The sequence below is a fragment of the Sphingomonas ginsengisoli An et al. 2013 genome (assembly GCF_009363895.1).
Lineage (GTDB): Bacteria > Pseudomonadota > Alphaproteobacteria > Sphingomonadales > Sphingomonadaceae > Sphingomicrobium > Sphingomicrobium ginsengisoli.
The window spans coordinates 1,932,189-1,956,980 of the sequence record NZ_CP045434.1; the positions used below are offsets into that span (position 1 = coordinate 1,932,189).

The window sequence follows — 24,792 nt, forward strand, 5'->3', positions numbered from 1 at the left end:
CTAGCGCCGGCGCCGCGGCGTCCTTAAGTCCATCCGATGCTTGATGTCCGTACTGCGCCCGCCGCCCCCGCCGCCATCCACCGCGCCGACTATCGGCCGCCCGACTGGCTGGTCCCGGCCATCGCGCTCGACTTCACGCTCGATCCCGAGCGGACGGTGGTGCGCGCCCGGCTCGAAGTCGCCCGTAACGGCGCGCATGACCGGCCGCTGCGGCTCGACGGGGACGAGCTCGAGCTGCTGACGCTGACGGTCGACGGCACCGCCCAGGAGCCGACCTTCGACGGAGACCAACTTCTCATCGCCATCGCCGGCGATGCCGCGGTGGTCGAGACCGAGGTCGCGATCCGTCCCGCCGCCAATACCAAGCTGATGGGCCTCTATTCGTCGGGCGGGCTGCTCTGCACCCAGTGCGAGAGCCAAGGCTTCCGCCGCATCACCTTCTTCCCCGATCGACCCGACGTGCTGAGCCGCTACCGCGTGCGGATGGACGCGGACCGCGCCGTTTTCCCGGTGCTGTTGTCGAACGGCAACCCGCTCGAGACTGGCGAGGGCGAAAACGGCCGCCACTGGGCAACCTGGGAGGACCCCTTCCCCAAGCCGTGTTATCTGTTCGCGCTGGTCGCCGGCGATCTCGCGGTCAATCGCGACAGATTCACGACCATGAGCGGGCGCGAGGTCGAGCTCGGCATCTGGGTGCGCGAAGCCGACCTGCCCAAGACCGCCCATGCGATGTGGGCGCTCAAGCAGGCGATGGCATGGGACGAGCAGGCCTATGGCCGCGAGTATGACCTCGACCGGTTCAACATCGTCGCCGTCTCCGACTTCAATTTCGGGGCGATGGAGAACAAGGGCCTTAACATCTTCAACACCCGCTACGTGCTGGCCGACCGCGAGACCGCCAGCGACGGCGACTTCGACGCGATCGCCGCCGTCGTGGCGCACGAATATTTCCACAATTGGTCGGGCGACCGGGTCACCTGCCGCGACTGGTTCCAGCTGTCGCTCAAGGAAGGCCTGACCGTCTTCCGCGACCAGAGCTTCAGCGAGGCGATGGGCAGCCCCGCGGTCGAGCGGATCGACCAGGTCCGCACCCTTCGCGCGGCGCAATTCCCCGAGGACGCTGGCCCGCTGGCGCATCCGATCCGGCCAGACAGCTACATTGAGATCACCAACTTCTACACCGCCACCGTCTACAACAAGGGCGCCGAGGTGATCCGCATGCTGCGGACGATCCTTGGTCCCGACGACTATCGCAAGGGCACCGACCTCTACTTCGAGCGGCATGACGGACAGGCGGTCACCTGCGAGGACTTCGTCAAGGCGCTCGAGGACGCCAGTGGCCGCGACCTTACCCAGTTCCGGCGATGGTACAGCCAGGCCGGCACGCCCAAGGTCACCGCCCGGCTCGAGCAAGACGGCGACGGCGCGACGCTGCATCTCGCCCAGGTCACGCCGCCGACCCCCGGCCAGCCGACCAAGCAGCCGGTCGTCATCCCGCTGCGGACCGCGCTGATCGGCCGCGACAGCGGGCGCGAGCTGGTGGCCGAGCAGGTGATCGAATTGACCGAGGCCGAGCAGTCGGTCCGTTTCGATGGGCTCGCCGAGCCGGCCCTGCTGTCGATCAACCGCAACTTCTCGGCCCCGATCGTTGCAGATGTCGCGCGGCAGCCCGGCGAGCTTGAGGCGCTGGCGGTGTCCGACACCGACAGCTTCGCGCGCTACGAGGCGCTGCAGGAGCTGGCGCTGCGCGAGCTGCTGAGCGGCATCCGCGGCGGCCCGGTCGACGCCGAACCGGTGATCGCCGCCGCCCGCGCGACGCTTGCCAGCAACGGCCTCGACCCCGCGTTCAAGGCCGATGCGCTGCTGCTGCCGAGCGAGACGCTGCTTGCCGAGCGGCTCGACACGTCCGACCCGGCGACGATCCACCGCGTCCGCGACGACCTGCGGGCGGCGATCGGGACCGCGCTCAAGGCCGACCTCGCCGACCATTATGAGGCGGCGTCGCGCGCCGATCCCGACAGCCTCGCCGGCGAGGACAAGGGGCTGCGGCGGCTCCGCGCGACCACGCTCGGCTATCTCGCCGCGGCCGACGCCGATCTCGCCCGCGGCCTCGCTCGCAAGCAATATGACGCCGCGCGCACGATGACCGAGCGGCAGTCGGCGCTCGGCGTACTGGCGATGCTCGGCGGAACGGAGGCCGACGCCGCGCTGGCCGATTTCTACGACCGCTTCCACGACGATGCGCTGGTGATCGACAAGTGGTTCGCGATCCAGGCCGCAGTGCCGGCCGAGGATACGCTGGCCAAGGCCGAGGCGCTGGCGGCCCACCCGGACTTCACCCTCGCCAATCCCAACCGGCTACGCGCGCTGGCGGGCAGTTTTGCCGCGACGCCCTTCGCCTTCCACCGCGCCGACGGCCGCGGCTACGAGTGGCTGGCCGACCTCATCCTCAAGGTCGATGCGATCAATCCGCAGACCGCCGCCCGCTTCGTCCCGCCGCTCGGCCGCTGGCGCAAGCTCGAGCCGGGCCGCGCGGCGCTGATGCGTCAGGCGCTCGAGCGAATCCTGGCGCAGCCGAATCTCAGCAAGGACGTGTTCGAGCAGGTCAGCAAGAGTTTGGGATGAGGCCTACGGTGTCCGGAAACCCCGTGGTTTCAAAGGGATGAAGCGCTTCCGCTCAGCGCTACGACCAGTGATGTTGGAAGAATTGCACGTGCGGCTGGGTCGCGCTCACTCGCACTCTCTGTCGCGACAGGCGGCAGGTCGCCATGTCGAGCATCGCATTGCCGCTCGACTGGAGGATATTGCACGCAGAGAGGCGGCCGTCCGCCCCGAACGTCAGAAGAAACACAACCGTCCCTGAACCTTCGGCCCCGTGATCGCAATCGGATAGTCGAACGGCGATAGCCAGTGCGCTTCGGGAAGGGTTTCAATGACCGGCGCGGCGGCCAGCGAGAATGCGGCTGCCGCAGCGGCAAGCGGAAGGCCGATCAACGAAGCCGCTCAGGCTGAATGAGCCAGGTCGAGATCGGCAATGCCTTACCCCCCGATCCACCCCGCGACCTGGGTCGCGACCGAGTTGGCAGCCTGGTTGAGCGCAGGGCCGACGGTGGCGGGGGTGCCGTCGGCGGGGGCGGTGGCTTCGAAACGGCGGGTCTCGACCTTGGTGCCGCCTTCGGTCGAGAGGACGGCGTCGTAGGTCACCGTGACCTGGCCCGAGGCCATGTCATAGCCGAACCGCTGCAGCGTGCCGCCGACGCGAAGGCCCGGATCGAGCGTGCTCTGTCCCGGCTCGAGCACCACGCGGTTAGTGGTCCGCCGGACCGTCTCGCTGACCAGCGCCTGGAACAGCAGGTCGGGGGTCGCGGTATATTGGAGGCCCTTGATGTAGGTGATCTGCCCCGGCCGCTCGAGCACCGGCACGCGGACCTGGCGAATTTCGCGGGCGACCAAGGGCAGGTCGATGGTGACGGCCTGCCCGGCCGAGGCGCTGCGCTGGATCGCGACCGGCGCCGCCGACGGGGTCAGGGTCAGCAGCGTGGGCGGGGGCTTGCCGCCGAAGCAGGCGCTCAAGGTCAGCGCGGCCGCGACAGGAAGGAACTTCACGGCGCGCATCAGCGGCCCTTTCTTGGCTGATGGTCGGGCAGCTTGGGACTGCCGAGGATGCCGGTCACCCCGCCTTGGTCGAGCCGCTCGGTCACGCCCTGCAGGCTGCTGGTCAGGTGCTGGAGGTCGGTGACCAGGCGGTTGACCTGGGGCAGCGTCGACTTGCTGAGGTTCTGCACCCCGGGCCGGGCATCGGCGACCAGCGCGTCGATGTTGGCGGTGGTCTGCTGGATGGAGGCGATCGACTTCCTGAGGTCCTGCGCCGCCGGGCGGCCTTCCTCGTCGACCAGCCGGCTGGTGTTGTTGGCGAGCTTCGACACCGAATTGGCCGCCTCGGCCGCGTTGCGCGCGGCGAGCTGGGCCTGCTTGAGCGTGTCGGCCATCTCCGGTGCGCGCTGGGCGAGCACCTGGCTGGTCTTGTCGACATTCTCGAGGATGTCGCTCATCGCATTCTGGTTCTTGTCGCTGAGCAATTCGGTCAATCGCTCGGTCAGCCGCTGGATACGGTCGAGCAGTTCGGGCGCGCTGTTGAGCAAGGCGCCGAGGCCCCCGGCCGACTGCGGGATGACTGGGCAGCCCTGCGGGCCCGGCGTCTCGAGCGGGCGGGCGCCCTTGACCGCGCCCTGAAGCTGGATCTCGTTGGCGCCGGCGAGGCTGACGCTCTTGATCTGCGCGGTGGTACCCTGGAGCACGGGAGTCGGATCGTCGACCTCGATCCGGACCCAGACGAATTCGGGCCGGTCGGGGAGCAGCGCGATCTTCGTAACCTGACCGACCGGCACGCCCGAGAAGCTGACGTTGGAGCCGCGGTTGATCCCGCCGACCGCGGGAAAATAGATGTCGAAGCATTTGCGCTTCTCGGTGTTGAGGCCGCTGATCCAGACGGCGAACAGCAGCAACCCGGCGAGCAGGCCGAGCACGACGCTGCCGACCAGCACGTGATTGGAGCGGGTTTCCATGGGCCTGCCGTCTACTCCTGTCTCACGCTGCCGCGGCAGCGCGTCCGCGCGGCCCGTTGAAATATTCTTGAATCCACGGATGGTCGAGTTTCAATAACCGATCAATGGTGTCGACCGCGACGACCTTGTGGTCGGCGAGCACCGCGACCCGGTCGCAGATGGCGTAGAGGCTGTCGAGGTCGTGGGTGATCAGGAAGACGGTAAGGTCGAGGCGCTCGCGCAGCCCGAGAATCAGCTGATCGAACGCCTGGGCGCCGATCGGGTCGAGCCCGGCGGTCGGTTCGTCGAGAAACAGCAACTCGGGATCGAGCGCGAGGGCGCGGGCGAGGCCGGCGCGCTTGCGCATCCCACCCGACAGTTCGGCCGGATATTTCTCGCCCGCGTCCGCCGGCAGGCCCGACATGGCGATCTTGTAGCTGGCGATCTCGTCGAGCAGCGGCGGTTTGATGAACGGGAAATATTCGCGGATCGGGACTTCGACATTCTCGGCCACGGTGAGGGTCGAGAAGAGCGCGCCGTTCTGGAACAGGATTCCCCAGCGGCGGCGGATGTTCTTGGCCTCGGCCTCGTCGCGCGCGATCATGTTCTCGCCGAGCACGCTGATCTCACCCGCGACCGGTGTCTGCAGCCCGATGATCGAGCGCATCAGCACCGACTTGCCGGTGCCCGAGCCGCCGACCACGCCGATGATCTCGCCGCGATGGACGTCGAGGTCGAGACCCTCGTGGATGATCTGGTCACCGAACCGGTTCTCGAGCCCGCGGACGCTGATGATCGGCGGGCCGTCGCGGTCGATCCGCGAGCCTTCGGCGGCGAGCGCCATCAGATCCACCCCAGCGAGCTGAAGAAAACCGCGAACACCGCGTCGAGCACGATGACGAGGAAGATCGACTGGACCACGGCGGCGGTGGTCTTGAGCCCGACCTGCTCGCTGTCGTTGGCGACCAGCATTCCCTGGAAGCAGCCGGCCAGAGCGATGATGAAGCCGAACACCGGCGCCTTGATGAGCCCGACCCACAGGTCGGTGGTCGGCACCACTTCGGCGATCCGCTGGATGTAGGTGATCGGCGGGATGTCGAGCCCGATCCAGCAGAACAAGCCGCCGCCGGCGATCGACAGCAGCATCGACCAGAAAGCGAGGAGCGGCATCATCGCCACCGCCGACAGCAGCCGCGGGATCACCAGCGCCTCGATCGGGGAGACGCCGATGGTCCGCATCGCGTCGACCTCCTCGGTAATCTTCATGGTGCCGATCTGCGCCGCGAAGGCCGAGCCCGAGCGTCCGGCGACCATGATCGCAGTCATCAGGGGCCCGAGCTCGCGCACCGTGATCCGGCCGATCAGATTGATCGTGTAGACGTCGGCGCCGAACTGCTGGAGCTGGACCGCGCCCTGCTGGCCGATGACGACGCCGATCAGGAAGCTCATCAGCCCGATGATGCCGAGCGCGCGGACCCCGACGACGTCGAAGCCCTGAACTACCGCGTTCACGCGGAAGCGGCGAGGCCGCTTGATCAGCCCCCAAAAGCCAATGAGCGTCGCGCCGAAGAAGCCCAGCAGACCGACCAGCGTGCGGCCGCTCTCGATCGTCCAGGCGCCGAGCTCGGCGACCGCGCCGCCTTCCTTCTCCGGGACGACGCGGGCTGGGTGATCGGCCTCGGCGACCTGTTCGAGCAGATCGCCGAAATCCTTGCTCGCGCCGACGACTTCGGCGTGGCGGTCGCGAATGGCGCGATGGACGATATACGCGCCGACCGTGTCCATCCGATCGACCCCCGACAAGTCGATCGTCAGCGGGTCGGGAAGCGCATCGAGTTCGCGGCTCATCGAGCCGACGCGGCCGATCGTCATCGCCCCGCTTGGTGCGAACACATTGTCGGGTCGTTGCGCAGCCGTCGCCATTGGTCGCGAGAGATGGGCGAAACAGCGCGACAAGACAACTGCTGTCATCTCGGGACAGAACCAAGGTCGCGCTTGCCCAGGCCAGAGCGTCCGGCTTAGCAGGGACGGACGATGACCAGTGCCGCCTCCGACCCCGCCGACTTTGGCAGCCGCTTCGCGGCGGCACGGGTGCATCTGGTCGATCCGCTGCCGCGCTTCGTGTGGCGGACGCCGGCGCTGGCGCTGACCCGCGCCGCCGCCGCCGCCGGGCTGCACCCGCTGGCGGTGACGCTCGCCGGGCTCGCCTGTTGCGTCGTCGCCGCCCTGCTGTTCTGGCGCGGTCACTTGTGGTGGGGCGGCCTTAGCGCGCTTGCCTATCTATTGCTCGATAGCGTCGACGGCACGCTGGCGCGGGTCACCGGCCAGGTCAGCCAGGCCGGCAATTGGCTCGACCGCGGGATAGACTTCATCGCCCCGCCCTTCTGGTGGTGGGCGTGGGTGCACGGGCTGGGGGCCGCCGGGCACCAGATGGAGGAAGTCTACAAGGGTTCGCTCCTGCTGATCATGGTCGGCGGGCATGTCGTGGGATTGCTGATCGAAGGCTGGTTCCGCGTCCGCTTCGGGCTTCAGCTTCACGACTGGCAGGTCGGCGACCGCTGGTTCCGGATGATCGCCGCACGGCGCGACAGCCTGCTCGTCATCCTGTTGCTGTCGCTGGTGGCGGGCCGCCCCGACCTCGGGGTCGAGGTCGCCGCCTGCTGGGCGCTGGTCAGCACGATCATCCTCGCGCTCCGGCTGGCCCAAGCCGAAGCGCGCGCCGACCGTGGCGAGACCATCCGCTCGTCGCGCGAGGCCGAAGCGGCGTGACCCGCTGGACCGCGATCCTGCTCGCCGGCTCGCGGCCCGGCGGCGACCCGCTGAGCCGCTCGCTCGGCGTCGACTATAAGCCGCTGCTGCCAGTCGCGGGTGAGCCGATGGTGTTGCGCCCGCTGCGTGCGCTGCTCTCGGCGCCCGAGATCGGCGGTGTGCGGGTCCTCACCCAGCAGACCGAGCGGCTCGCCTCGGTGCTACCGACCGACCCCCGAGTCCAGCTCGCGCCTTCGGGTGAAACCATTGCGAGCACGCTGACCGATCTGCTGGCCGATCCGGAGACCCCGTTTCCGCTGCTAATCACGACCGCCGACCACGCGCTGCTGACGCCGGCGATGATCGCCGAGTTCACCGCGGCCGCGGCCGGGTGCGATCTTGCGCTCGGGGTAGTCAGCCGGACCGCGATGCGGCAGCGATTCCCCGACGCCCAGCGGACGTGGATCAATGTCGGCGGCGAGGGCTATAGCGGCGCCAACCTGTTTGCCTTGGGAACCCCCAAGGCGGCACGCGGGGTCGAGCGCTGGCGGGCGATCGAGCAGGATCGCAAGAAGGGTTGGCGGGTGCTGCTCCAGCTCGGGCTGCCGCTGCTGCTCGGCGCGGTGCTGCGGGTCCGCAACCTCGACCAGACGATGGCCGCACTCGGTCGCCGCCTCGGGCTCGACGCGCGGGCGGTGGTGATGCGCGATCCGCTCGCCGCGATCGACGTCGACAAGCCCGCCGACCACGCCCTCGTCACCGCCATCCTCGCCGGAGAAGCATGACCGACCTTGCCGTTTACGACATGGACCGGACGGTCACCGTCCGCGCCACTTACACGAGCTTCCTGCTCCATTGCGCGCGGCAGCGGCAGCCGTGGCGGCTGGCGCTGACCCCGTTCGCCGCGCTGTCGATGCTCGGCTACGTCGCCAAGGCGATCGACCGGGCGCGACTAAAGGAAATCAACCACGCGCTGATGCTGGGCGGGCACCTCCACCCGCATGAATTGAAGCCGCTGGTCGCCAGCTTCGCCGACGCGACGGTGGCGCACAACATCTGCCCTGGCGCGCGGCGGCAACTGGCGAGCGACAAGGCCGAGGGTTTCCGGCTGGTGATGGCGACAGCGTCTTACCGGCTCTACGCCGAGGCGATCGCCGAGCGGCTGGGCTTCGACGACGTCATCGCGACGGGCACGGTCACCGGGCTCGACCAAAGCCTGTCGGCGAAAATCGATGGCGAAAATTGCTACGGGCCGGCGAAGAAGCGTATGCTCGACACCTGGCTTGCCGAGGAGCGGATCGAGGTCGGGCGGACGCGCTTCTATTCGGACCACATCTCCGACCTGCCGGTGTTCGAATGGGCCGACGAGCCGGTCGCCGTGAACCCGCACCCGACGCTGCGGCGGCTGGCGCAACAGCGCGGCTGGCGGGTGGAGGACTGGCGGTAGATCCGACGAGGCGGCGCGGGAATAAATCCCGCGCCGTCGGTCCTGTCGCGCCAGCAGCGCGCAGGCCGCCCGCGGTTCGCTATCTCTCGCGCTGCTCAGGCGACGCTACGTGCCGGCTTCGCTGCGCTCGGTAGCTCACACCGCTCTCAGCGCATTTTCGAAGTCGGCGATGAGGTCGTTGGCATTCTCGACGCCGATGCTGATCCGCACGAGGTTGTCAGTGATGCCGAGCGCCTGCTTGCGCTCGTCGGGGACGCTCAGGTGGGTCATCGCCGCCGGGGCGCTGGCCAGCGTCTCGGTGCCGCCGAGGCTGACCGCGAGATGGGCGATGGTAAGATTGTCGAGGAAGGCGAACGCCTCCCGCTCACCGCCCTTGAGGTAGAGCGAGAATGTCGAGCCCGCGCCGGTGCAATGGCGGCGGTAGATGTCGGCCTGGCGGCTGCCCTCTTCGAGGAAGCCGAGGTAACCAACGCTTTCCACCTTGTCGTGGCCGCGGAGGAACTCGCAGACCTTGGCGGCATTCTCGCCGGCGCGCGTCATGCGGAGTTCGAGCGTCTCGAGGCTGCGCAGCAGCATCCACGCGGTGTTGGGATCGAGGATGGTGCCGATGGTGTTGCGGATCATCCGCACCGGGTCGAGCACCGCCTTGGTGCCGACCAGTCCACCCGCGACGAGATCGCTATGCCCGCCGGCATATTTGGTGAGGCTGTAGACCGAGACGTCGGCGCCCTGCGCCAACGGCTTGGCCCACAGCGGGCCGAGGAAGGTATTGTCGATGGCGATCGGCGGACGCTCGTCGGCCCCGAAGGCCGCGTCACGCGCGGCGCGAACGGCCTCGACATCGACCAGCGCGTTGGTCGGGTTGGCCGGGCTTTCGAGGTAGATAATCGCCACCCGGCCCTTGGCCTTGGCGGCGGCGATCACCGCGTCGATCTCCTCCCGGGTCGAGCCCGAGGGGAAGTCGAGCCAGCTGACCCCGAACTTGCCGAGGATCTTGGCGATCAGCGTCTCGGTCGCGGCATAGAGCGGGCCCGAATGGACGACGACGTCGCCCGGCTTGACGAAGGTCAGCAGGAGGGTCGCAATCGCCGACATGCCGCTGGAGAAAGCGAGCGCGTCCTCGGCGTCTTCCCACAGTGCGAGGCGATCCTCGAGGATTTCCTGGTTGGGGCCGTTGAAGCGCGAATAGATGAGGCCTTCAGCCCCGCCCGGACGCTTGCCGGTGACGCCCTCGAAAAAGCGTTTGCCCGCCGCCGCATTGTCGAACACGAAGGTCGAGGTGAGGAAGATCGGGGGCTTCAGCGAGCCTTCCGACAGCGAGGGGTCGAACCCGTAACCCATCATCAGCGTCGACGCGTCGAGCTTGTGGTTGCCGATATGGGTGGGTGAGGGCTTGGGCGCGCGCTTGGCGGGCACGCCGCTGAGTTCTGCTTCGTCGGTCATGGCGCGCTCCCTAGCCCCATGTCGGCCAAGTTGATAGCGCTGCGGTCATGCGCACGCTTCCCCTGCTCCCACTGACCGCCCTGCTCACCGCGTGCGGGTCGAGCGCGCCGCCGCCCGAGCCGGACAATCGCGGCGCGGCGGCGGTGCATTCGATGGGGCCGATCAGCGGCGATCCCGACCGGGACTTCGCGACGATGATGATCGCGCACCACCAGGGCGCGCTCGACATGGCGCGGCAGGAACAGGCGCGCGGCCGCGATCCGGAGATGAAGGCGCTGGCCGCGAAGATCATCGCCGACCAGCAACGCGAGATCGGCCAGATGCAGGGCTGGATCAGGCGGCACGGTGGTGCCGCGCCGGCTCAATAGGCCGGGCGCCGTCCGATCAGGCGGACGAAGGGCGCAAACTTGATCTCGCGCTTGACGAACAGGCTTTCGTAGCGGCGCACCGTCGCGTCGATGGCGAGCAAGGCTTCGGCGCGGCCGACGAACTCGTCCATGTCGGCGCAGTCGAGCAGGAGCAGGAGGTCGTGGCTGCCCGCGATTTCGTAGACGAACTGCACTTCGGCGGCGGCGGTGAGGCGGTCGAGCAGCGCGGCCTTGCGCGCCTGGTCGGCATGCTCGGCCAGCTGGACCATGACGATCGCTCGCAGCCGCCGCTCGGTGAGCCGGCTGGCGAGCAGCGCCACCGTCCGCCGCACCCACCCCTCGCCGCGGAGCCGACGCAGCCGCCGCGCGATCGCCGAGGGCGACAGGGCGATCCGCTCGGCAAGCTGGTCGGCGGTGCGGCCGTCGTCGCGCTGTATTTCCTCGAGTAGCGCCAGGTCGAATTCGTCGAGCATCGCGGCGACCGTGCCAAATTCTGGCGCAAGGGCAACCGAGAACGCGCTGTTCTGCCGCAGGGATTGTGATAGTGATGTAGTCAACTAACACACTGTGGAGGGGTTTCCGATGTCGTTCGCTTCCGTTCTGCTGGGTTCGACGCTTTTGCTCGGCACCAGCGTGGCCCTCGCGCAGGCCGCACCGCCGGCGGCAGCCCCTGCCCCGGTCGCCACGCCCGCCGTGCCGGCCGAGGCCGCCCTCCCGCTCGAAGCCGGCGAGGGCCGCGGGGTCGCCGAGAAGCTGGCGAGCGAGCTAGCGTCGAAGTTCGTGCTTCCCGAACAGGGCAAGGCCTATGCTGCGATGCTCCGCGCCAAGGCGGCGACCGGACGCTACGACCACGGCACCCGCCAGTCGCTGGCGACGCTGCTGACCGACGATCTCCAGGCAGTCCACAAGGACGGGCACCTCCATGTCATGCTCGCGCCCAAGGAGGGCGACGGTCCGGGCGGCCGGGGTGGCCCGCCGAAGGGCTTTCCGCCGCTGATCCAGTCGGCGAAATGGCTCACGCCTGACATCGCCTACATCCGCTTCACCGCCTTCATGGGGACGGACGAGGAAGTGGCGGCGGTGACCAAGTTCATGGCCGAGCACAGCAATGCCAAGACGATGATCTTCGACCTGCGCAACCATCATGGCGGCGGGCTCAAGGAGATGGACGTCATCTTCCCCTACCTCTTCGCCCAGCCGACCGGGCTGGTGAAGATGGAGATGGCGCGGAGCATCTTCGACCAGTTCGGCTCGCCATTCGGCGAAGCGCCGAGCCTCGTCTTCACCAAGGGGCCCGATCGGGTGAGCGCGATTCACAGCGCCACTCCCGGCGCCGATACGCCGCTGCGCCGGGCCAAGGTCTATCTGCTGACCTCCAACGCCACCGCCAGTGCCGCCGAGCATTTCAGCCTGGCGATGAAGTCGACCGGCCGCGCGACGCTGATCGGCGAGGCGACTGCGGGGGCCAATCACTTCGGCGGACCGGGCCCGCTGAATGACCATTTCGCGGTGTGGATGCCGGTCGGGCGGACCAGCGATCTCAAGACTGGCGCCGATTGGGAGGGAAGCGGCATCGAGCCCGACCTCGCGGTCGATCCCAAGCAGGCCCTGGTCAAGGCGCTCGAGCTCAGCGGGCTGAGCGCTGCCGACGCCGCGCGAATCGACGCGGGCGAGGTGCCAGCCGAGCCAGTCCACAAGGACAAGCTGCGCGCGCGCTAGGCCTGGCTAAGCGCCTCGGCGATCAGCTTGCGACTGTTGTCGACCCCGTAGAGCGCGATGAAGCTGCCCATGCGCGGACCCTGGCTCGAGCCGAGCAGCGTCTCGTAGAGTGCCTGGAACCAGTGGCGCAGGCTCTCGAACGGATAGCGCTTGCCGATCTCGAACACCGCATTCTGGATGTCCTCGGCGGTGGCGTCGGCGGGCAGTCCGGCGAGGTGGGCGTCGAGGTCCTTGAGCGCCGCCACTTCGTCACCGACCGGCTTGCGCCGGGCCAGCCCGGGCACGACGAAGTCGCGCGCATAATTGACCGCCAAGCCGATCAGCTCGTCGAGCTCGGGATGAGTTTCGGGCGCGGTGTCGGGAGCGTAGCGACGGACGAAGCGCCAGGCGGTCTCCTTATCCTGCACGCCCGGAAGGCTGGTGAGGTTGAGCAGCAGACCGAAGCCGAGCGGTAGCGTGTAAGGCGCCGGGACGTCGCCTGCGTGGATGTGGTGGACCGGGTTGCCGAGCCGCTGTTCGACCGGCTGGTCCGGCCAGTTGCCGCGGAACTGCCAATATTCGTCGACCGCGCGCGGAATGAGCCCGAGGTGCAGGCTCTTGGCCTTCTTGGGCTCGCGGAACAGGTAGAATTCCAGGGACCGCTCGCTGCCGTACTTGAGCCAGTCGTCGAGCCCGAGGCCATTGCCCTTGGACTTGGAGATCTTCTCGCCCTTCTCGTCGAGAAACATCTCGTAATTGAAGCCTTCGGGCGGGCGGCCGCCGAGGACTCGGGCGATCCTGCCCGACTGGATGGTCGAGTCGATCAGGTCCTTGCCCGCCATCTCGTAATCGACGCCGAGCGCGACCCAGCGCATCGCCCAGTCGACCTTCCACTGGAGCTTGGCGTGGCCGCCGAGCGCCGACTGGGTCACCTCTTGGCCGTCTTCGTCGGTGAAGGCGATCGTTCCAGCCTCGGCGTCGACGACCCGCACCGGCACCTGCAGCACCCGGCCGCTCGTCGGGCTGACCGGGAGAACCGGCGAATAGGTCTGGCGCCGCTCCTCGCGCAGCGTTGGCAGCATGATGGCGAGGATGTCGTCGTAGCGACGCAGCACCTCGCGCAGCGTCGGGTCGAACCGGCCCGCGCGATAGCAGTCGGTCGCGCTGAAGAACTCATAATCGAAGCCGAAGCGGTCGAGGAACGAGCGCAAGAGCGCGTTATTGTGATGCGCGAAACTCTCCGCTTGGCCGAATGGATCGGGCACCTTGGTCAGCGGGCGGCCGAGATGCTGGCTGAGCATCTCCCCATTGGGGACGTTGTCGGGGACCTTGCGCAGGCCGTCCATGTCGTCGCTGAAGGCGATGAGCTTGGTCGGCACGGTGCCGCCGGTCAGCGTCTCGAAGGCCCGTCGCACCCAGGTCGTCCGCAACACTTCGGTGAAGGTGCCGATGTGCGGCAGGCCCGATGGGCCGTAGCCCGTCTCGAACACGATCGGCGATCCGTCGGGTTTGCCCTCGGGCCAGCGCTTGAGGAGCTTACGTGCTTCCTCGAACACCCAGGTCTTGGAGGTCATGGCGGCGTGGCGGAGCGCGTCGTCGGTCATGTGGGCGCGACTGCCCCTTCGCACCTGCGAAGGCAAGGGCGTGCGGGCTAGCGGCTGATGTCGACCCGCAGCCCGCGCGAGCGGGCGAGGCGTCGGCGCCGTAGTGCCCAGGCCACGCTGGCGACGACCGCCACGACGATCAGCGCGAGGAGAACCAGGCCTTGCAGGTGACGGTCGGACATGGGCCGCCGCTACCAGCAAACGAGCTGCAGCCACAATTACTTACCGCGACTGCGAGATGACAAACCAGCAATGCGGCGACCGGTTCGCCGCCTTGTGCTGTTGCCCTTTCGTTCCGCTCGCCCCACAGTCGGCGCTTGCTCAAGCCCGCCCTCCCCGCGCTTCACGCCACCCATGCCGGCATCTGGCTCGTCCAAGCCGATGGCGTCCGTGCCATCAGCCGCGGCGAGGCGATCGCGCGGTTGGCGGAAACGCCCCACATCCTCCTCAACGCGCCGCTGGTCGGTCAGCGGCTCGGCTATGGTGAGGTCAGCGGGCTCGACCTGCTCGAGCTGTTCGCTTTTCTCCATCCCGCCCGCTTCGCGGTGCCGACGGTCGCCGGGCTCGCCCGCGCGGTGGGATTGGCGCCGCCCGCCGACGATGCCGCTGCGGCTGTCTTGTTACCGCAGATCGCCGAGGAATTGCTCGCCAGGCTCGCCGATCCGGCCTGGACCGAGCGCGAGGGCGCATGGACGGTCAACGCCACGCTCCACCGGCTCGGCTGGCCGTGGGCTCCGTTGGTCGGCCAGCGACTGGCGCGGCCCGAGCGGGGCGAACGGATGCTGTTCTCGCGGCTGCCGCAATGGGAAGAGGCGGCCGAGCGCCCGCCACCGCGAACCTTGCGGATTCCACCGGCGGCGGCTGAGGACCGGCTGGCGGAGATCACCGGTGCGGGCGCCGAGCAGCGCGCCGGGCAGCGCGCCTTCGCCGCCGCAGCGACCCACGCGTTCAACCCGCGCGAATGGCCCGATTCGCCCAATCTGCTGCTGGCCGAGGCGGGCACCGGGATCGGCAAAACGCTCGGCTATCTTGCCCCCGCCTCGCTGTGGGCGGGCGAGGCGGGCGGCGCGGTGTGGGTGTCGACCTTCACCAAAGCTTTGCAGCGGCAGCTAGATGCCGAGACCAAACGGCTGTTCCCCGACCCGTCCGAGCGGCGGCAGAAAGTGGTGATCCGCAAGGGGCGCGAGAATTACCTCTGCCTGCTCAACCTCGAGGACGCGCTGCAGGGGGCCTTCTCGGGCAGGGCCGCTGTATTGGCGCAACTGGTCGGGCGCTGGGCCGCCTACAGCCGCGACGGCGATATGGTTGGCGGCGACCTGCCCGGCTGGCTGCCGAGCCTGTTCCGCCGCGCCGGCGCAACGGCGCTGACCGACCGCCGCGGCGAATGTGTCTACGCGGGATGCCCGCACTACCGCCGCTGCTTCATCGAACGCGCCGAGCGCGCCAGCCGCGACGCCGACCTCGTCATCGCCAACCATGCGTTGGTGATGGTCACCGCGGCGCGCGGACGACTGGCCCGGCCGCCCGAGCGGATCGTGTTCGACGAGGGCCATCACTTGTTCGACGCCGCCGATTCGACCTTCGCGGTGGCGCTGACCGGGCAGGAAGCGATCGAGCTGCGGCGCTGGATCGTCGGACCGGAAAAGAGTTCGCGCGGGCGGCGGCGAGGGCTGGCCGCGCGCCTCCTCGACGTCTGCTCCTACGATGAGCAGGGAGCACAGGCGCTCGACGCGGCGGTCGATGCGGCGCGGTTGCTGCCGAGCGACGGCTGGCTTGGGCGGATCGCCGAGGGTGCGCCGTTCGGGCCGCTCGAGGCGCTGCTCTCCCAAGTCCGCAGCACGGTGCTCGCGCGGGCTAAGGCGCAGGACGCCGGCTATGGGCTGGAGACCGAGCTGGCCGAGCCCGACGGCGATCTGGTCGAGGCCGCCGCCAAGGCGCTCGAGGCGCTCGAAGCGCTCGCCCGTCCGCTGGCGGCGCTCGGCCGGCGGCTCGAGGCGGTGCTCGAAGATGCGCCCGACTGGCTCGATGCCGCCGCTCGCGCCAGGGTCGAGGGGGCGATCGCGGGATTGAGCTGGCGCGGCCAGGCGCTGGGCGCGTGGACCCAATTGCTCGCCCGGGTGGGCGGGCCGGCCGATCCCGACTTCGTCGACTGGCTCGCGCTCGATCGGGTCGAGGCGCGCGAATATGACATGGGGCTGCACCGCCGCTGGCTCGACCCGACCCGGCCGCTGGCCGGCACGGTGCTCGCGGGTGCACAGGGCGTGCTGGTGACATCGGCGACGCTGCGTGGCGGCGGCGAGGAGTGGGCGGCGGCGGAAGGCCGCACCGGCGCGCTACACCTGCCCGGCCCGGCCGAGCGCTTCGCCGCGTCGAGCCCGTTCGACTATGCCGCCAATTCCGAAGTGATCGTGGTCACCGACATCCGTCAGGGCGACCTCCCCGCACTGGCCGGTGCTTATACCCGGCTGATCGAAGCGAGCGGGGGCGGGACGCTCGGGCTGTTCACCGCCATCCAGCGCCTGAAGGCGGTCCATGCGCGGATTGCCGACCGGTTGGCGCGCGAGGGACTGCCGCTGCTCGCCCAGCATGTCGATCCGATCGACACCGGCACGCTGGTCGATATCTTCCGCGACGACCCGCGCGCGAGCCTGCTCGGCACCGACGCGCTGCGCGACGGGGTCGACGTGCCCGGCGAATCGCTGCGACTGGTGGTGATGGAGCGGATTCCATGGCCGCGACCGACCGTGCTCCACGCCGCGCGCAAGCTGGCGGGGGGCGGCAGCGCCTATGACGACCGGGTGGTGAAGGCGCGGCTGGCGCAGGCGTTCGGGCGCTTGATCCGGCGCGAGGGCGACCGCGGAACCTTCGTGATCCTGTCGGCCGCCTGCCCGTCACGGCTGCTGACCGCCTTTCCGCCGGGCGTGACGGTCAGCCGGCTGTCGCTCGACCAGGCGGTGGCGCGGGTGGCGCGGCGCTCAGCGCTCGAGCGCGCGGACCAGCCGCTCGCGCAAGGCGCGCAGGTCGACGGCGCGGACGCCTGAGGGCTGCTCTGCGACCAGTTCGGGCGAAGCGGTCGCCTCGCCGCTGCCGTCGAGCCGTCCTTCGCGAAGCAGCTTCTGAACACCCCGCACAGTGTAACCGTCACGATTGAGCAGTTCGTTGATCCGCCGCGCGAGAGCGACGTCGGCAGGCCGATAGTAACGACGGTTGCCGGCGCGTTGCAGCGGCTTCAGCGGGAACTTGGTTTCCCAGTAGCGCAGGATGTGCTGGGCGACGCCCAGCTCGGTGGCGAGTTCACCGATGGTGCGAAAGGCGCCGTCGGCCTTGGGTCCCGCCACCAAGCGGCCTAGCTGCGGCGCGCGATCCGGTCGCGCATCAACTGGCTGGCGCGGAAGGTCATAACCCGGCGCGGCGCGATCGGCACCTCGACGCCGGTCTTGGGGTTGCGCCCGACCCGCTGGCCCTTGTCGCGCAGGATGAAGCTGCCGAAGCCCGAAATCTTGACGTTTTCGCCATGCGACAGCGACGCGCACATATGGTGGAGCAGGCGCTCGACCATGCTCGCCGATTCGGCGCGGCTGAGTCCCAGCTTGCGATGCACGATGTCACTGAGGTCGGCGCGCGTCAGCGTCCCACCATGCATATCCTGAGCCGGCCTCCGGGCCACTCCAGCGTCTGCCATCGCCTTTCACTCCGCCCCTTCTCGCGTGTCGACGTTTCGTTACGCTAGCGCAAACGAACCGTGTCGGCAATTCGACCTAAGAGCATGTTTAACGAACGAAATCAAAAGCGAAGTGCGGCAGCGCCCCACGTAAAGCCACCGCCCATCGCTTCCAGGACGACCAGATCGCCCGGCTTGATTCGGCCATCCTGCACCGCAACCTCGAGCGCCAGGGGAACCGAAGCCGCGGACGTGTTGGCGTGGCGGTCAACCGTCATGACCACTCGCTCGGCGCCGAGGCCAAGCTTGCGCGCGGTGGCGTCGATGATCCGGGCGTTGGCCTGGTGCGGAACGACCCAGTCGACATCGGCAACGCTCAAGCCTGCCGCCTCGAGCACTTCGCCAAGGACGTCGGCGAGATTGACCACCGCATGGCGGAAGACCTCGCGGCCCTTCATCCTGAGCTTGCCGACGGTGCCGGTGGTCGACGGCCCGCCGTCGACATAAAGCATTTCGTTGTGGCGGCCATCGGCATGAAGCCGGGTCGCGAGAATCCCGCGGTTCCCGCCTTCTTCGGCCTCGAGCACGATCGCTCCCGCGCCGTCACCGAACAGGACGCAGGTGGTGCGGTCTTCCCAGTCGAGGATACGGGAGAAGGTTTCGGCGCCGATCACCAAAGCGCGCTTGGCGCCGCCGCCGCGGATCATCGAATCGGCGACCGACACCGCGTAAAGAAAGCCGCTGCACACCGCCTGGACGTCGAAGGCGATGGCGTCGGAAATGCCGAGCATTGCCTGCACCTTGGTCGCCGTCGACGGAAAGGTCTGGTCGGGGGTCGCGGTGGCGAGGACGATGAGGTCGATGTCGGCCGCCGCGATGCCGGCACGTTCGAGCGCTTGGCGACAGGCGTCCGCCGCCAGCGTTCCCGTCGTCTCGCCCTCACCTGCGATGTAGCGCGAGCGGATGCCGGTACGTTCGACGATCCATTCGTCGGTGGTGTCGACCATTTGCGCCAGTTCGGCATTGTCGACCCGCCGCTTGGGCAGCGCCGCGCCGACCCCGCGGATCACGGCTTTGACGCTCACTTGGGCTCCGTTCCCGCCTGCTCGGCACTGAAGGCATGCGCGCGGAAATTGTCGAGATCGTCGGCGACCTGCCGGGTGATGTCGTTACGCACCATCCGCGCGGTGACGTTGATCGCATTGCAGACGCCCTTGGGAGTCGCGCTGCCGTGGCTCTTAACCACCAGCCCATTGAGGCCGAGGAAGACCGCGCCATTGTGATTATTGGGGTCGAGATGCACCCGCAGCATGTGCAGCGCCGGCTTGCTCAGCGCGAACCCCGCCTTCGAACGCAGCGACGAAGTGAAGGCGCGGCGCAATAGGTCGGTGACGAAGCGCGCGGTGCCCTCGGCGGTCTTCAAGGCGATGTTGCCCGAGAAGCCGTCAGTGACGACCACGTCGACCGTGCCCCGCGACAGTTGGTCGCCTTCGGTGAAGCCGTCGAATTTCAGCGGCAGGTAGCTCGCCTCGCGCAGCAGCGCGGCGGCTTCCTTGAGCTCGCCGGTGCCCTTCAATTCCTCGGTGCCGATGTTGAGCAACTTGACCCGCGGCTTGGCGAGCCCGAGCGCGGTGCGGGCAAAGGCCGCCCCCATCACCGCGAACTGGACGAGGTTCTGGGCATCGCACTCGGTATTGGCGCCGAGGTCGAGCATCACGCAATCATGCTCACCGAGCGAGGGCAGCAGCGCAGTCAGCGCGGGCCGGTCGATCCCCGGCATGGTGCGGAGCGCGAGTTTGGCGATCGCCATCAGCGCGCCCGTGTTGCCGGCCGACAGTGCGGCCTGGGCACGACCGTCCTTCACCGCCGCGATCGCCATCCCCATCGAAGTGGTACGGGCGCGGCGCAGGGCCTGGCTGGGCTTTTCGGAGCCCTCTATCGCGTCGGAGGCATGGAGCACTTCGACCGCACCGGCGGCGAAATTATACTTGGCGAGCTCGGCCGCGATCAGCGCTTCATCGCCGACGACGAGGAAGCGCAGCGAGCGATCGGACTTGAGCGCGCGCGCGACCCCGCCGACCATCGCGGCCGGACCAGAATCGCCACCCATCGCGTCGATCGCGATTCGCGGCGAGGCGAAATCAGCGGGCTGGTGCGGAGCGCGGGCCATGTCGACCCTCTCGCGCTTAAACTTCGGTCGCGACGATCTCGCGGCCGTTGTAATGCCCGCACGCGCTGCAGAGGTTATGCGGCAGCTTGAGCTCACCGCAGTTCGGGCACTCCTGGAACCCGACCGGGCTCAGCGCATGATGGCTGCGGCGCATGTTGCGCTTCGAGGGCGAGGTCTTTCTCTTCGGAACGGCCATTGCGGCACCTGTCTCAATGTCAAAAAAGAATGCGACGAACGTCACCTTCCGGCGGGCAAGGAGCCCACGGCGGCGAACGGTCGTCGCGAACGAGTGGGCCTATAGCGGAAAAGGCTGCCGACGCAACCCGCTAGGCCCGCTCGAGCACCTGGTCGCCGACAAACGGGTTGCTCGCCCGCTCGCGCCCGAAGGTCGAAGCTGGGCCGTGGCCGGGGAGGAAGACGGTTTCATCGCCCATCGGCCACAGCTCGCGGACGACCGAATCGAGCAGGTCCTGGGTATTGCTCAGCGGAAAGTCGGTCCGCCCGACCGACCCCGCGAACAGCACGTCGCCGACGATCGCCAGCTTCGATTCCGGATGATGGAAGACGACATGGCCCGGGGTGTGGCCGGGGGTGTAGTGAACCTGGAGCGTGAGGTCGCCGACCGTGACCGTGTCACCGCCCTTGAGCCAGCGATCGGGCTCGAACGACTTGGCCTCGATCCCGTAATTGCGGCCATCCTCCTCGAGCCGGGCGATCCAGAAGCGGTCCTGCTCCTCCGGCCCTTCGATCGGGATGCCGAGTTCGGCCGCCAGCATCCCGGCTTGGCCGCAATGGTCGATGTGGCCGTGGGTCAGCAGGACCTTCTGCGGCGTCACCCCGGTCTGGCGGATCGCATCCCTGATCTTGGGCAGGTCGCCGCCGGGATCGACGATCGCCGCCTGGTTGGTCGCGGTGCACCACAGCAAGGTGCAATTCTGCTGCAGCGGGGTAACCGGAATGATCGCGGCGCGGAGCGGCGGCGTGGGGGCCGAAGTGGACATCTCCTTGCTGTGAAACCAAGCTGTGCGCGAGGCAAGCGCAAGGAGGAGCGATGGGCTGGTTCACACCCAAGGCCGTGGTTGATGCGGACGAGCTGGATTGGCTGCTCGCAACCTTGCGGTGGATCGACGAGGAGGATCCCGCGCTGGGCTCGGCCGGCGATCGCCCGCTTTTCCTGCCCACGGCGGAATATTATCCGGCGATGTCCAGCCGGGGACACGCACTCGCGGCAGAGATCTTCGCGCTCGTCCAACGGCAGTGTGGGATGGCTGATTGGCCGTGCGAACTGGTCGCGCTGCCAGACAGTCGCGCGAGCCGGGTCGAGGCCATCGGGGTGATGGAAACTAGCAACGGCGCGCTGGGCACCTACCAGCAACTGCGCGGTCGCAACGACCCGCGGATCAGTTATCGGCCCGAGCTCCTCGACGACCCAGCCCTGCTGGTCGCCACCTTCGCCCACGAACTCGCCCATTATCGGATGCACAGCTTCGCGACGTTGCCGCCGGGGGGAGCCGAGCTTGAGGAACTGGCCACCGACCTGCTTGCCGTCCGGATGGGTTTCGGCGTCCTCCTTGCCAATGTCGCCAAGAATTTCAGCGCTTACACGGCCCACGACCGGCAGGGCTGGCAAAGCCAACGTACCGGCTACCTCAGCGAACGGGCCCGCGTGACCGCGCTGGCAATCAACGAGCGGTTGGTGGGGCGGGACCCGATGGCGAGCGCGGGATCCCACCTCAAATCCTATTTGCGGTCCGACCTGCGCAAGGCCGACCGCCACCTGCGCCACGCCTTCCCCGACCTGCCGGCGGCGATGGCCGCGATCGACCTCACCGCCTTCGCCTGAGGCGGGCGGCCGCTCACACCGGTCAGCGGCCCAGCAATTCCTTTTGCCAGAACATGAGGGTCGTCCAGAACAGATAGTCCTGGTTCTCCTTCTTGCCGAAGCCGTGGCCCTCGTTCTCGCCGACGAGATACCAGGTCTCGACGCCGCGCTTGCGAAGGCCCGCGACGATCTGGTCGGCCTCGGACTTGGGCACACGCGGATCGTTGGCGCCGGCGACGACGAACATCGGCGAGCGGATCTCGCCGATCCGGCGGAGCGGGCTGATCTCCTCGAGCTTGGCGCGCTGGGCCGGCACTCGCTCGTCGCCATATTCGACGCGGCGCAGGTCACGGCGATAGCTTTGCGTGTTCTGGAGGAAGGTGACGAAGTTCGAGATGGCGACGTTGCACAGCGCGCCCTTGAACGTGTCGGCGTAGCGGATCGCCGAGGCGTAGCACATGTAGCCGCCGTAGGACCCGCCAGTGACCGCCATCCGCTGCGGATCGATCGCCGGATCGGCCTTGAGACGGGTCAGGAAGGCGCCGATGTCCTTGACGCTGTCCTCGCGCTTGAAGGGGCCGTTGTCGAGGCTGACGAAGCGCTTGCCGTAGCCGGTCGAGCCGCGGACGTTGGGCAGGAAGATGGCGATGCCGAGTTCGTTGATGAGATAGTTGTCGCGGCCCATGAAGCCGGGTCGCTCCTGCCCCTCCGGCCCGCCGTGGATGTCGACGATGACCGGGCGACGGCCGGGGAATTTGGCCGGGTCGGGGCGATAGAGGAAGCCCGACACGCGCTCGCCATCGAAGCTGGCGACCTCGACCAGCTCGGGGTCGCGATTGCCCGAGAAGTCGAGCCCGCCCGTCTCGCTGCGGGTCCAGCGGGTCAGCTTGTCGGTGCGCGGATTGTAGGACCAGGCGTCGGCGGGCCCCTTGGCCGAACTGAGGGTGAAGCCGAGCTCGCCCCACGCCGACCAGCGCACGCCGCCGGCGACGCCGACGGGCAGCTTGACGACGCGGCGGCTGCGCCCGGTGGCGAGGTCGAGCAGGTAGAGCCGGCTGATGCCAGCCTCGTTGGTCAGGTAAGCGGCGGTGCGGCCGTCCTTGCTCAGGTCGAAATTCTCAATGTCCCAGCGGCCGCCGCCGGCCAGCGGCGTGAATCGACCGGTCGCCGGATCGAGCCGGCCGAGCCGGGCGACGTCCGAGCCCTCGTCGGACAGGGCGTAGAGCCGGCCGTCGGGGGCGTAGGTGAGGTCGCTGTAAGCGACCTCGCGCGACACATCGCCGATCGGGCTCAGCTTCCCGCTGGCGAGGTCGAGCAGATAAGGATCAGCATTGGTGACGGACTTGGTGTTGAGGACCGCGGCGGTGCGGTTGCCCGGAGCGAAGTCCTGGATCGCCCAGCCGCCACCCTGGACCTGAGCGACCATACGCCCGCTGGCAGGATTGCGCGGGTCGACCACATAGAGATCGCTGTCGGTGCCATTGCGGCGGGTCGAGCTGTAGCCGAGCAGCCGCCCGTCCATGCTCCAGCGATTGAGTTCGTTGCGGCTCTTGCCGTCGCTCAGCAGGACGAGCCGGCCGCGGTCGAGGCGATAGGCCTGGAAGAATTCGTCACCGCCATTGTCCTTCTGGATGGCGATCACGTCGCCGGTTGGCGCGATGGCCCCGCTGACCGGCTCGCCCTCGAACGTGATTTGCTCGCGATCCATCAGCGGCGCGGCGACGCGGTGAAGCTGGGGCGTGTTGCCGAAGCGGGTGCGGATGAGCATCGCATGGGTGCGATTGTCCCAGCCGGCGAAGGTGGCGCTCCGCGTTTCCATGTACGGCCGGGTCCGCGCCGCCAACTCGGCGGGGACGGCGGGAAGGCCGCTCGCGGTGAGCGCCGCCGGCTTGGCCGCGACCGCGGCGGACTGGGCGGCAGCGGGCGTGCCGAGCGAGGAGGCGGCAAGCAGCGCCGCGAGGATGGGAGTGCGCATGGCGCCGAGCTTAGGGGGCGGTGGGCGCGGCCTCAAGCGTCGCCATTGCCGGTGGCTGATCCTTGAGCCGGCGCGCAGTTTCTTCGGCTCCGCGCAGCGCGCGGAGCACGTTCCCGCCGGCGAGCTTGGCGAGGTCGGTGTCGCTCCACCCGCGGCGGATCAGTTCGGCGAACAGCAGCGGATAGGCGTCGACCCCGGTCATGCCGTCGGGCGTGTAGGGAATGCCGTCGAGGTCGGCGCCGATCCCGACATGATCGTGCCCGGCGACGCGGGCGACATGGTCGATGTGGTCGGCGATGATGGCGACCGTCGTCGCCGGGCGCGGATGGGCGGATTCCCACGCCTTGACGCCCGCGTCGACCGCCGCCTGATTTCCCTTGTTCAGTTGTTTTAGCCGCGCGGTCGCGGCCTCCTCGTCGGCCTGCCACTCGAGCACGCGCTGGTTGATGAAGGGCGGCACCCAGTTGACCATCACCACCCCGCCGTTGGCAGGCAACAGCCGAAGCACATCGTCGGTGACATTGCGCGGGTGAGTGTTGAGCGCGCGCGCCGACGAGTGGGAGAAGATCACCGGCGCCTTCGACGCAGCAATCGCCGCCTTCATCGTCTCGGCCGAGACGTGGCTCAGATCGACCAGCATGCCGAGGCGGTTCATCTCGCCGATGACTTGGAGACCGAAGGGTGAGAGGCCGTGCCACCTGGGCTCGTCGGTGGCGCTGTCGGCCCATTCGGTGGTCTGGTTGTGGGTCAGCGTCATGTAGCGCGCGCCGGCGTCGTAGAAGAGCCTGAGCGCGGCGAGGCTGCCGCCGATCTGGCGTCCGCCCTCGATCCCGATCAGCGAGGCGATCTTACCCTGGCGATGGATGCGGACGACGTCGTCGGCGGTGCGCGCGAATGCGAGGTCGTTGGGATAGGCCGCGACCAGCCGATGGACGGTGTCGATCTGCTCGATCGTGTCGTGGATCGCTTGATTGCCCGTGATCGACCCGTCGATATAGACCGACCAGAAGACGCCCCCGACCCTCCCGGCGCGAAGCCGCGCCATGTCGGTCATCAGCGGGTGGGCGCGGGTGTCGGTGCCGCTGGCGAGCCCGCTCACATCAAGCTTGTAATTCTCCCGCAATTGCTCGGGCAGGTCGTTGTGCCCGTCGATCAGCGGGGTCTGGCGGAGGATGCGGTCGATCCGCTTGGCGACCGCGGGCGCGATCGGCTGGGCGACGGCGGGCGTGGCGGCGAGCGCCGCAGCGGCGAGGGCGAGGAGGGTGCGCATGACGCGACTTTACGGACTCGCAACGAACGGTCAAACGCGCGG

26 protein-coding genes are annotated in these 24,792 nt (G+C 68.5%); 8 read left to right on the plus strand and 18 right to left on the minus strand.

What is annotated here, in order from left to right; translation table 11 throughout:
- Nucleotides 1–36 precede the first annotated feature (36 nt).
- The gene (gene pepN / locus GCU42_RS09310; RefSeq protein ID WP_114227252.1) at nucleotides 37–2,625 is read left to right on the plus strand and encodes an aminopeptidase N; all 2,589 of its coding nucleotides are present in this window, start codon (nucleotides 37–39) and stop codon (nucleotides 2,623–2,625) included.
- A gap of 58 nt (nucleotides 2,626–2,683) precedes the next feature.
- Here pepN and GCU42_RS15650 read toward each other — a convergent pair whose 3' ends face one another.
- The 6 genes from GCU42_RS15650 to GCU42_RS09335 are packed head-to-tail and all read right to left on the minus strand — an operon-like array spanning nucleotide 2,684 to nucleotide 6,467.
- Nucleotides 2,684–2,851, minus strand: a complete 168-nt coding sequence (locus GCU42_RS15650; RefSeq protein ID WP_420496908.1) for an energy transducer TonB — start codon at nucleotides 2,849–2,851, stop codon at nucleotides 2,684–2,686.
- Nucleotides 2,839–2,994, minus strand: a complete 156-nt coding sequence (locus tag GCU42_RS15060; protein WP_162789192.1) for a hypothetical protein — start codon at nucleotides 2,992–2,994, stop codon at nucleotides 2,839–2,841. Before GCU42_RS15060 ends, GCU42_RS15650 begins: the two co-directional genes overlap by 13 nt.
- A gap of 45 nt (nucleotides 2,995–3,039) precedes the next feature.
- Nucleotides 3,040–3,615 carry an ABC-type transport auxiliary lipoprotein family protein gene (locus GCU42_RS09320; RefSeq protein ID WP_114227254.1) on the minus strand — a complete coding sequence of 192 codons (576 nt, stop codon included), beginning with the start codon at nucleotides 3,613–3,615 and terminating at the stop codon, nucleotides 3,040–3,042.
- On the minus strand, nucleotides 3,615–4,565 hold the full coding sequence (locus tag GCU42_RS09325) for an MlaD family protein (protein ID WP_114227255.1): 951 nt from the start codon (nucleotides 4,563–4,565) through the stop codon (nucleotides 3,615–3,617). Before GCU42_RS09325 ends, GCU42_RS09320 begins: the two co-directional genes overlap by 1 nt.
- Nucleotides 4,566–4,587: 22 nt before the next feature.
- Nucleotides 4,588–5,388, minus strand: coding sequence for an ABC transporter ATP-binding protein (locus GCU42_RS09330; protein WP_114227256.1), 801 nt, complete (start codon nucleotides 5,386–5,388; stop codon nucleotides 4,588–4,590).
- Entirely contained in the window at nucleotides 5,388–6,467 is a 1,080-nt protein-coding gene (locus GCU42_RS09335; RefSeq protein ID WP_114227257.1) for an ABC transporter permease, read from the minus strand. The genes GCU42_RS09330 and GCU42_RS09335 overlap by 1 nt, the downstream gene beginning before the upstream one ends.
- 111 nt (nucleotides 6,468–6,578) lie before the next feature.
- Between GCU42_RS09335 and GCU42_RS09340 the strand changes: the two genes are divergently transcribed.
- The 3 genes from GCU42_RS09340 to GCU42_RS09350 are packed head-to-tail and all read left to right on the plus strand — an operon-like array spanning nucleotide 6,579 to nucleotide 8,739.
- Nucleotides 6,579–7,313 carry a CDP-alcohol phosphatidyltransferase family protein gene (locus GCU42_RS09340; protein ID WP_114227258.1) on the plus strand — a complete coding sequence of 245 codons (735 nt, stop codon included), beginning with the start codon at nucleotides 6,579–6,581 and terminating at the stop codon, nucleotides 7,311–7,313.
- The gene (locus GCU42_RS15065; RefSeq protein WP_162789193.1) at nucleotides 7,310–8,077 is read left to right on the plus strand and encodes an NTP transferase domain-containing protein; all 768 of its coding nucleotides are present in this window, start codon (nucleotides 7,310–7,312) and stop codon (nucleotides 8,075–8,077) included. The genes GCU42_RS09340 and GCU42_RS15065 overlap by 4 nt, the downstream gene beginning before the upstream one ends.
- Nucleotides 8,074–8,739, plus strand: coding sequence for an HAD family hydrolase (locus GCU42_RS09350; protein WP_114227259.1), 666 nt, complete (start codon nucleotides 8,074–8,076; stop codon nucleotides 8,737–8,739). The genes GCU42_RS15065 and GCU42_RS09350 overlap by 4 nt, the downstream gene beginning before the upstream one ends.
- Nucleotides 8,740–8,874: 135 nt before the next feature.
- Here the strand turns inward: GCU42_RS09350 and GCU42_RS09355 are convergent, their stop codons facing one another.
- On the minus strand, nucleotides 8,875–10,182 hold the full coding sequence (locus GCU42_RS09355) for a cystathionine gamma-synthase family protein (protein ID WP_114227260.1): 1,308 nt from the start codon (nucleotides 10,180–10,182) through the stop codon (nucleotides 8,875–8,877).
- Between the two features lie 47 nt (nucleotides 10,183–10,229).
- Here GCU42_RS09355 and GCU42_RS09360 point away from each other — a divergent pair, with 47 nt between their 5' ends.
- Nucleotides 10,230–10,550 (plus strand): DUF305 domain-containing protein, encoded by a 321-nt coding sequence (locus tag GCU42_RS09360; protein WP_114227261.1) that lies wholly within the window; start codon nucleotides 10,230–10,232, stop codon nucleotides 10,548–10,550.
- Here GCU42_RS09360 and GCU42_RS09365 read toward each other — a convergent pair.
- The gene (locus GCU42_RS09365) at nucleotides 10,544–11,023 is read right to left on the minus strand and encodes an Lrp/AsnC family transcriptional regulator (RefSeq protein ID WP_114227262.1); all 480 of its coding nucleotides are present in this window, start codon (nucleotides 11,021–11,023) and stop codon (nucleotides 10,544–10,546) included. The two genes, GCU42_RS09360 and GCU42_RS09365, sit on opposite strands and share 7 nt — an antisense overlap.
- 109 nt (nucleotides 11,024–11,132) lie before the next feature.
- On the opposite strand from GCU42_RS09365, the gene GCU42_RS09370 reads away from it, so the two are divergent.
- Entirely contained in the window at nucleotides 11,133–12,269 is a 1,137-nt protein-coding gene (locus GCU42_RS09370) for a S41 family peptidase (RefSeq protein ID WP_114227263.1), read from the plus strand.
- Here the strand turns inward: GCU42_RS09370 and GCU42_RS09375 are convergent.
- Nucleotides 12,266–13,852: a lysine--tRNA ligase gene (locus GCU42_RS09375; RefSeq protein ID WP_114227264.1), complete on the minus strand. Its 1,587-nt coding sequence runs from the start codon at nucleotides 13,850–13,852 to the stop codon at nucleotides 12,266–12,268. The genes GCU42_RS09370 and GCU42_RS09375 overlap by 4 nt on opposite strands.
- Before the next feature lie 47 nt (nucleotides 13,853–13,899).
- Nucleotides 13,900–14,034 carry a hypothetical protein gene (locus GCU42_RS15550; protein ID WP_275887909.1) on the minus strand — a complete coding sequence of 45 codons (135 nt, stop codon included), beginning with the start codon at nucleotides 14,032–14,034 and terminating at the stop codon, nucleotides 13,900–13,902.
- A gap of 135 nt (nucleotides 14,035–14,169) precedes the next feature.
- Here GCU42_RS15550 and GCU42_RS09380 point away from each other — a divergent pair, with 135 nt between their 5' ends.
- Complete coding sequence (locus tag GCU42_RS09380) at nucleotides 14,170–16,893, plus strand: ATP-dependent DNA helicase (protein ID WP_114227265.1); 2,724 nt, start codon at nucleotides 14,170–14,172, stop codon at nucleotides 16,891–16,893.
- Here GCU42_RS09380 and GCU42_RS09385 read toward each other — a convergent pair.
- From GCU42_RS09385 to GCU42_RS09410, 6 genes are all read right to left on the minus strand, one after another.
- Nucleotides 16,828–17,190, minus strand: coding sequence for a MerR family transcriptional regulator (locus GCU42_RS09385; protein ID WP_114227806.1), 363 nt, complete (start codon nucleotides 17,188–17,190; stop codon nucleotides 16,828–16,830). The two genes, GCU42_RS09380 and GCU42_RS09385, sit on opposite strands and share 66 nt — an antisense overlap.
- A gap of 8 nt (nucleotides 17,191–17,198) precedes the next feature.
- Nucleotides 17,199–17,495 carry an integration host factor subunit alpha gene (locus tag GCU42_RS09390; RefSeq protein ID WP_114227266.1) on the minus strand — a complete coding sequence of 99 codons (297 nt, stop codon included), beginning with the start codon at nucleotides 17,493–17,495 and terminating at the stop codon, nucleotides 17,199–17,201.
- 140 nt (nucleotides 17,496–17,635) lie between these two features.
- The gene (locus tag GCU42_RS09395; RefSeq protein WP_114227267.1) at nucleotides 17,636–18,598 is read right to left on the minus strand and encodes a beta-ketoacyl-ACP synthase III; all 963 of its coding nucleotides are present in this window, start codon (nucleotides 18,596–18,598) and stop codon (nucleotides 17,636–17,638) included.
- A complete protein-coding gene (plsX, locus tag GCU42_RS09400) occupies nucleotides 18,595–19,683 on the minus strand; it encodes a phosphate acyltransferase PlsX (protein WP_114227268.1) in 1,089 nt (362 codons plus the stop codon). Before plsX ends, GCU42_RS09395 begins: the two co-directional genes overlap by 4 nt.
- 16 nt (nucleotides 19,684–19,699) lie before the next feature.
- Nucleotides 19,700–19,879 carry a 50S ribosomal protein L32 gene (rpmF, locus tag GCU42_RS09405; protein WP_114227269.1) on the minus strand — a complete coding sequence of 60 codons (180 nt, stop codon included), beginning with the start codon at nucleotides 19,877–19,879 and terminating at the stop codon, nucleotides 19,700–19,702.
- Nucleotides 19,880–20,009: 130 nt separating this feature from the next.
- Entirely contained in the window at nucleotides 20,010–20,684 is a 675-nt protein-coding gene (locus GCU42_RS09410) for an MBL fold metallo-hydrolase (protein ID WP_114227270.1), read from the minus strand.
- Nucleotides 20,685–20,734: 50 nt separating this feature from the next.
- On the opposite strand from GCU42_RS09410, the gene GCU42_RS09415 reads away from it, so the two are divergent.
- Entirely contained in the window at nucleotides 20,735–21,526 is a 792-nt protein-coding gene (locus GCU42_RS09415; RefSeq protein WP_114227271.1) for a hypothetical protein, read from the plus strand.
- A gap of 22 nt (nucleotides 21,527–21,548) precedes the next feature.
- On the opposite strand, the gene GCU42_RS09420 is transcribed toward GCU42_RS09415, so the two are convergent.
- A complete protein-coding gene (locus tag GCU42_RS09420; protein ID WP_114227272.1) occupies nucleotides 21,549–23,480 on the minus strand; it encodes a prolyl oligopeptidase family serine peptidase in 1,932 nt (643 codons plus the stop codon).
- A gap of 10 nt (nucleotides 23,481–23,490) precedes the next feature.
- Entirely contained in the window at nucleotides 23,491–24,750 is a 1,260-nt protein-coding gene (locus GCU42_RS09425; protein ID WP_114227273.1) for a dipeptidase, read from the minus strand.
- Nucleotides 24,751–24,792: the final 42 nt, after the last annotated feature.

What these genes read in the sequence shown, in the direction of transcription:
- GCU42_RS15550 (WP_275887909.1), bottom strand. Translation starts at nt 14,034, where the DNA reads ATGTCCGACCGTCACCTGCAAGGCCTGGTTCTCCTCGCGCTGATCGTC.
- GCU42_RS09365 (WP_114227262.1), bottom strand. Translation starts at nt 11,023, where the DNA reads ATGCTCGACGAATTCGACCTGGCGCTACTCGAGGAAATACAGCGCGAC.
- GCU42_RS09335 (WP_114227257.1), bottom strand. Translation starts at nt 6,467, where the DNA reads ATGGCGACGGCTGCGCAACGACCCGACAATGTGTTCGCACCAAGCGGG.
- GCU42_RS09425 (WP_114227273.1), bottom strand. Translation starts at nt 24,750, where the DNA reads ATGCGCACCCTCCTCGCCCTCGCCGCTGCGGCGCTCGCCGCCACGCCC.
- GCU42_RS09360 (WP_114227261.1), top strand. Translation starts at nt 10,230, where the DNA reads ATGCGCACGCTTCCCCTGCTCCCACTGACCGCCCTGCTCACCGCGTGC.
- GCU42_RS09350 (WP_114227259.1), top strand. Translation starts at nt 8,074, where the DNA reads ATGACCGACCTTGCCGTTTACGACATGGACCGGACGGTCACCGTCCGC.
- GCU42_RS09415 (WP_114227271.1), top strand. Translation starts at nt 20,735, where the DNA reads ATGGGCTGGTTCACACCCAAGGCCGTGGTTGATGCGGACGAGCTGGAT.
- GCU42_RS09330 (WP_114227256.1), bottom strand. Translation starts at nt 5,388, where the DNA reads ATGGCGCTCGCCGCCGAAGGCTCGCGGATCGACCGCGACGGCCCGCCG.
- GCU42_RS09340 (WP_114227258.1), top strand. Translation starts at nt 6,579, where the DNA reads ATGACCAGTGCCGCCTCCGACCCCGCCGACTTTGGCAGCCGCTTCGCG.
- GCU42_RS09410 (WP_114227270.1), bottom strand. Translation starts at nt 20,684, where the DNA reads ATGTCCACTTCGGCCCCCACGCCGCCGCTCCGCGCCGCGATCATTCCG.
- GCU42_RS09325 (WP_114227255.1), bottom strand. Translation starts at nt 4,565, where the DNA reads ATGGAAACCCGCTCCAATCACGTGCTGGTCGGCAGCGTCGTGCTCGGC.
- GCU42_RS09370 (WP_114227263.1), top strand. Translation starts at nt 11,133, where the DNA reads ATGTCGTTCGCTTCCGTTCTGCTGGGTTCGACGCTTTTGCTCGGCACC.
- plsX (WP_114227268.1), bottom strand. Translation starts at nt 19,683, where the DNA reads ATGGCCCGCGCTCCGCACCAGCCCGCTGATTTCGCCTCGCCGCGAATC.
- GCU42_RS09320 (WP_114227254.1), bottom strand. Translation starts at nt 3,615, where the DNA reads ATGCGCGCCGTGAAGTTCCTTCCTGTCGCGGCCGCGCTGACCTTGAGC.
- GCU42_RS09375 (WP_114227264.1), bottom strand. Translation starts at nt 13,852, where the DNA reads ATGACCGACGACGCGCTCCGCCACGCCGCCATGACCTCCAAGACCTGG.
- GCU42_RS09390 (WP_114227266.1), bottom strand. Translation starts at nt 17,495, where the DNA reads ATGCATGGTGGGACGCTGACGCGCGCCGACCTCAGTGACATCGTGCAT.
- pepN (WP_114227252.1), top strand. Translation starts at nt 37, where the DNA reads ATGCTTGATGTCCGTACTGCGCCCGCCGCCCCCGCCGCCATCCACCGC.
- GCU42_RS09355 (WP_114227260.1), bottom strand. Translation starts at nt 10,182, where the DNA reads ATGACCGACGAAGCAGAACTCAGCGGCGTGCCCGCCAAGCGCGCGCCC.
- rpmF (WP_114227269.1), bottom strand. Translation starts at nt 19,879, where the DNA reads ATGGCCGTTCCGAAGAGAAAGACCTCGCCCTCGAAGCGCAACATGCGC.
- GCU42_RS09420 (WP_114227272.1), bottom strand. Translation starts at nt 23,480, where the DNA reads ATGCGCACTCCCATCCTCGCGGCGCTGCTTGCCGCCTCCTCGCTCGGC.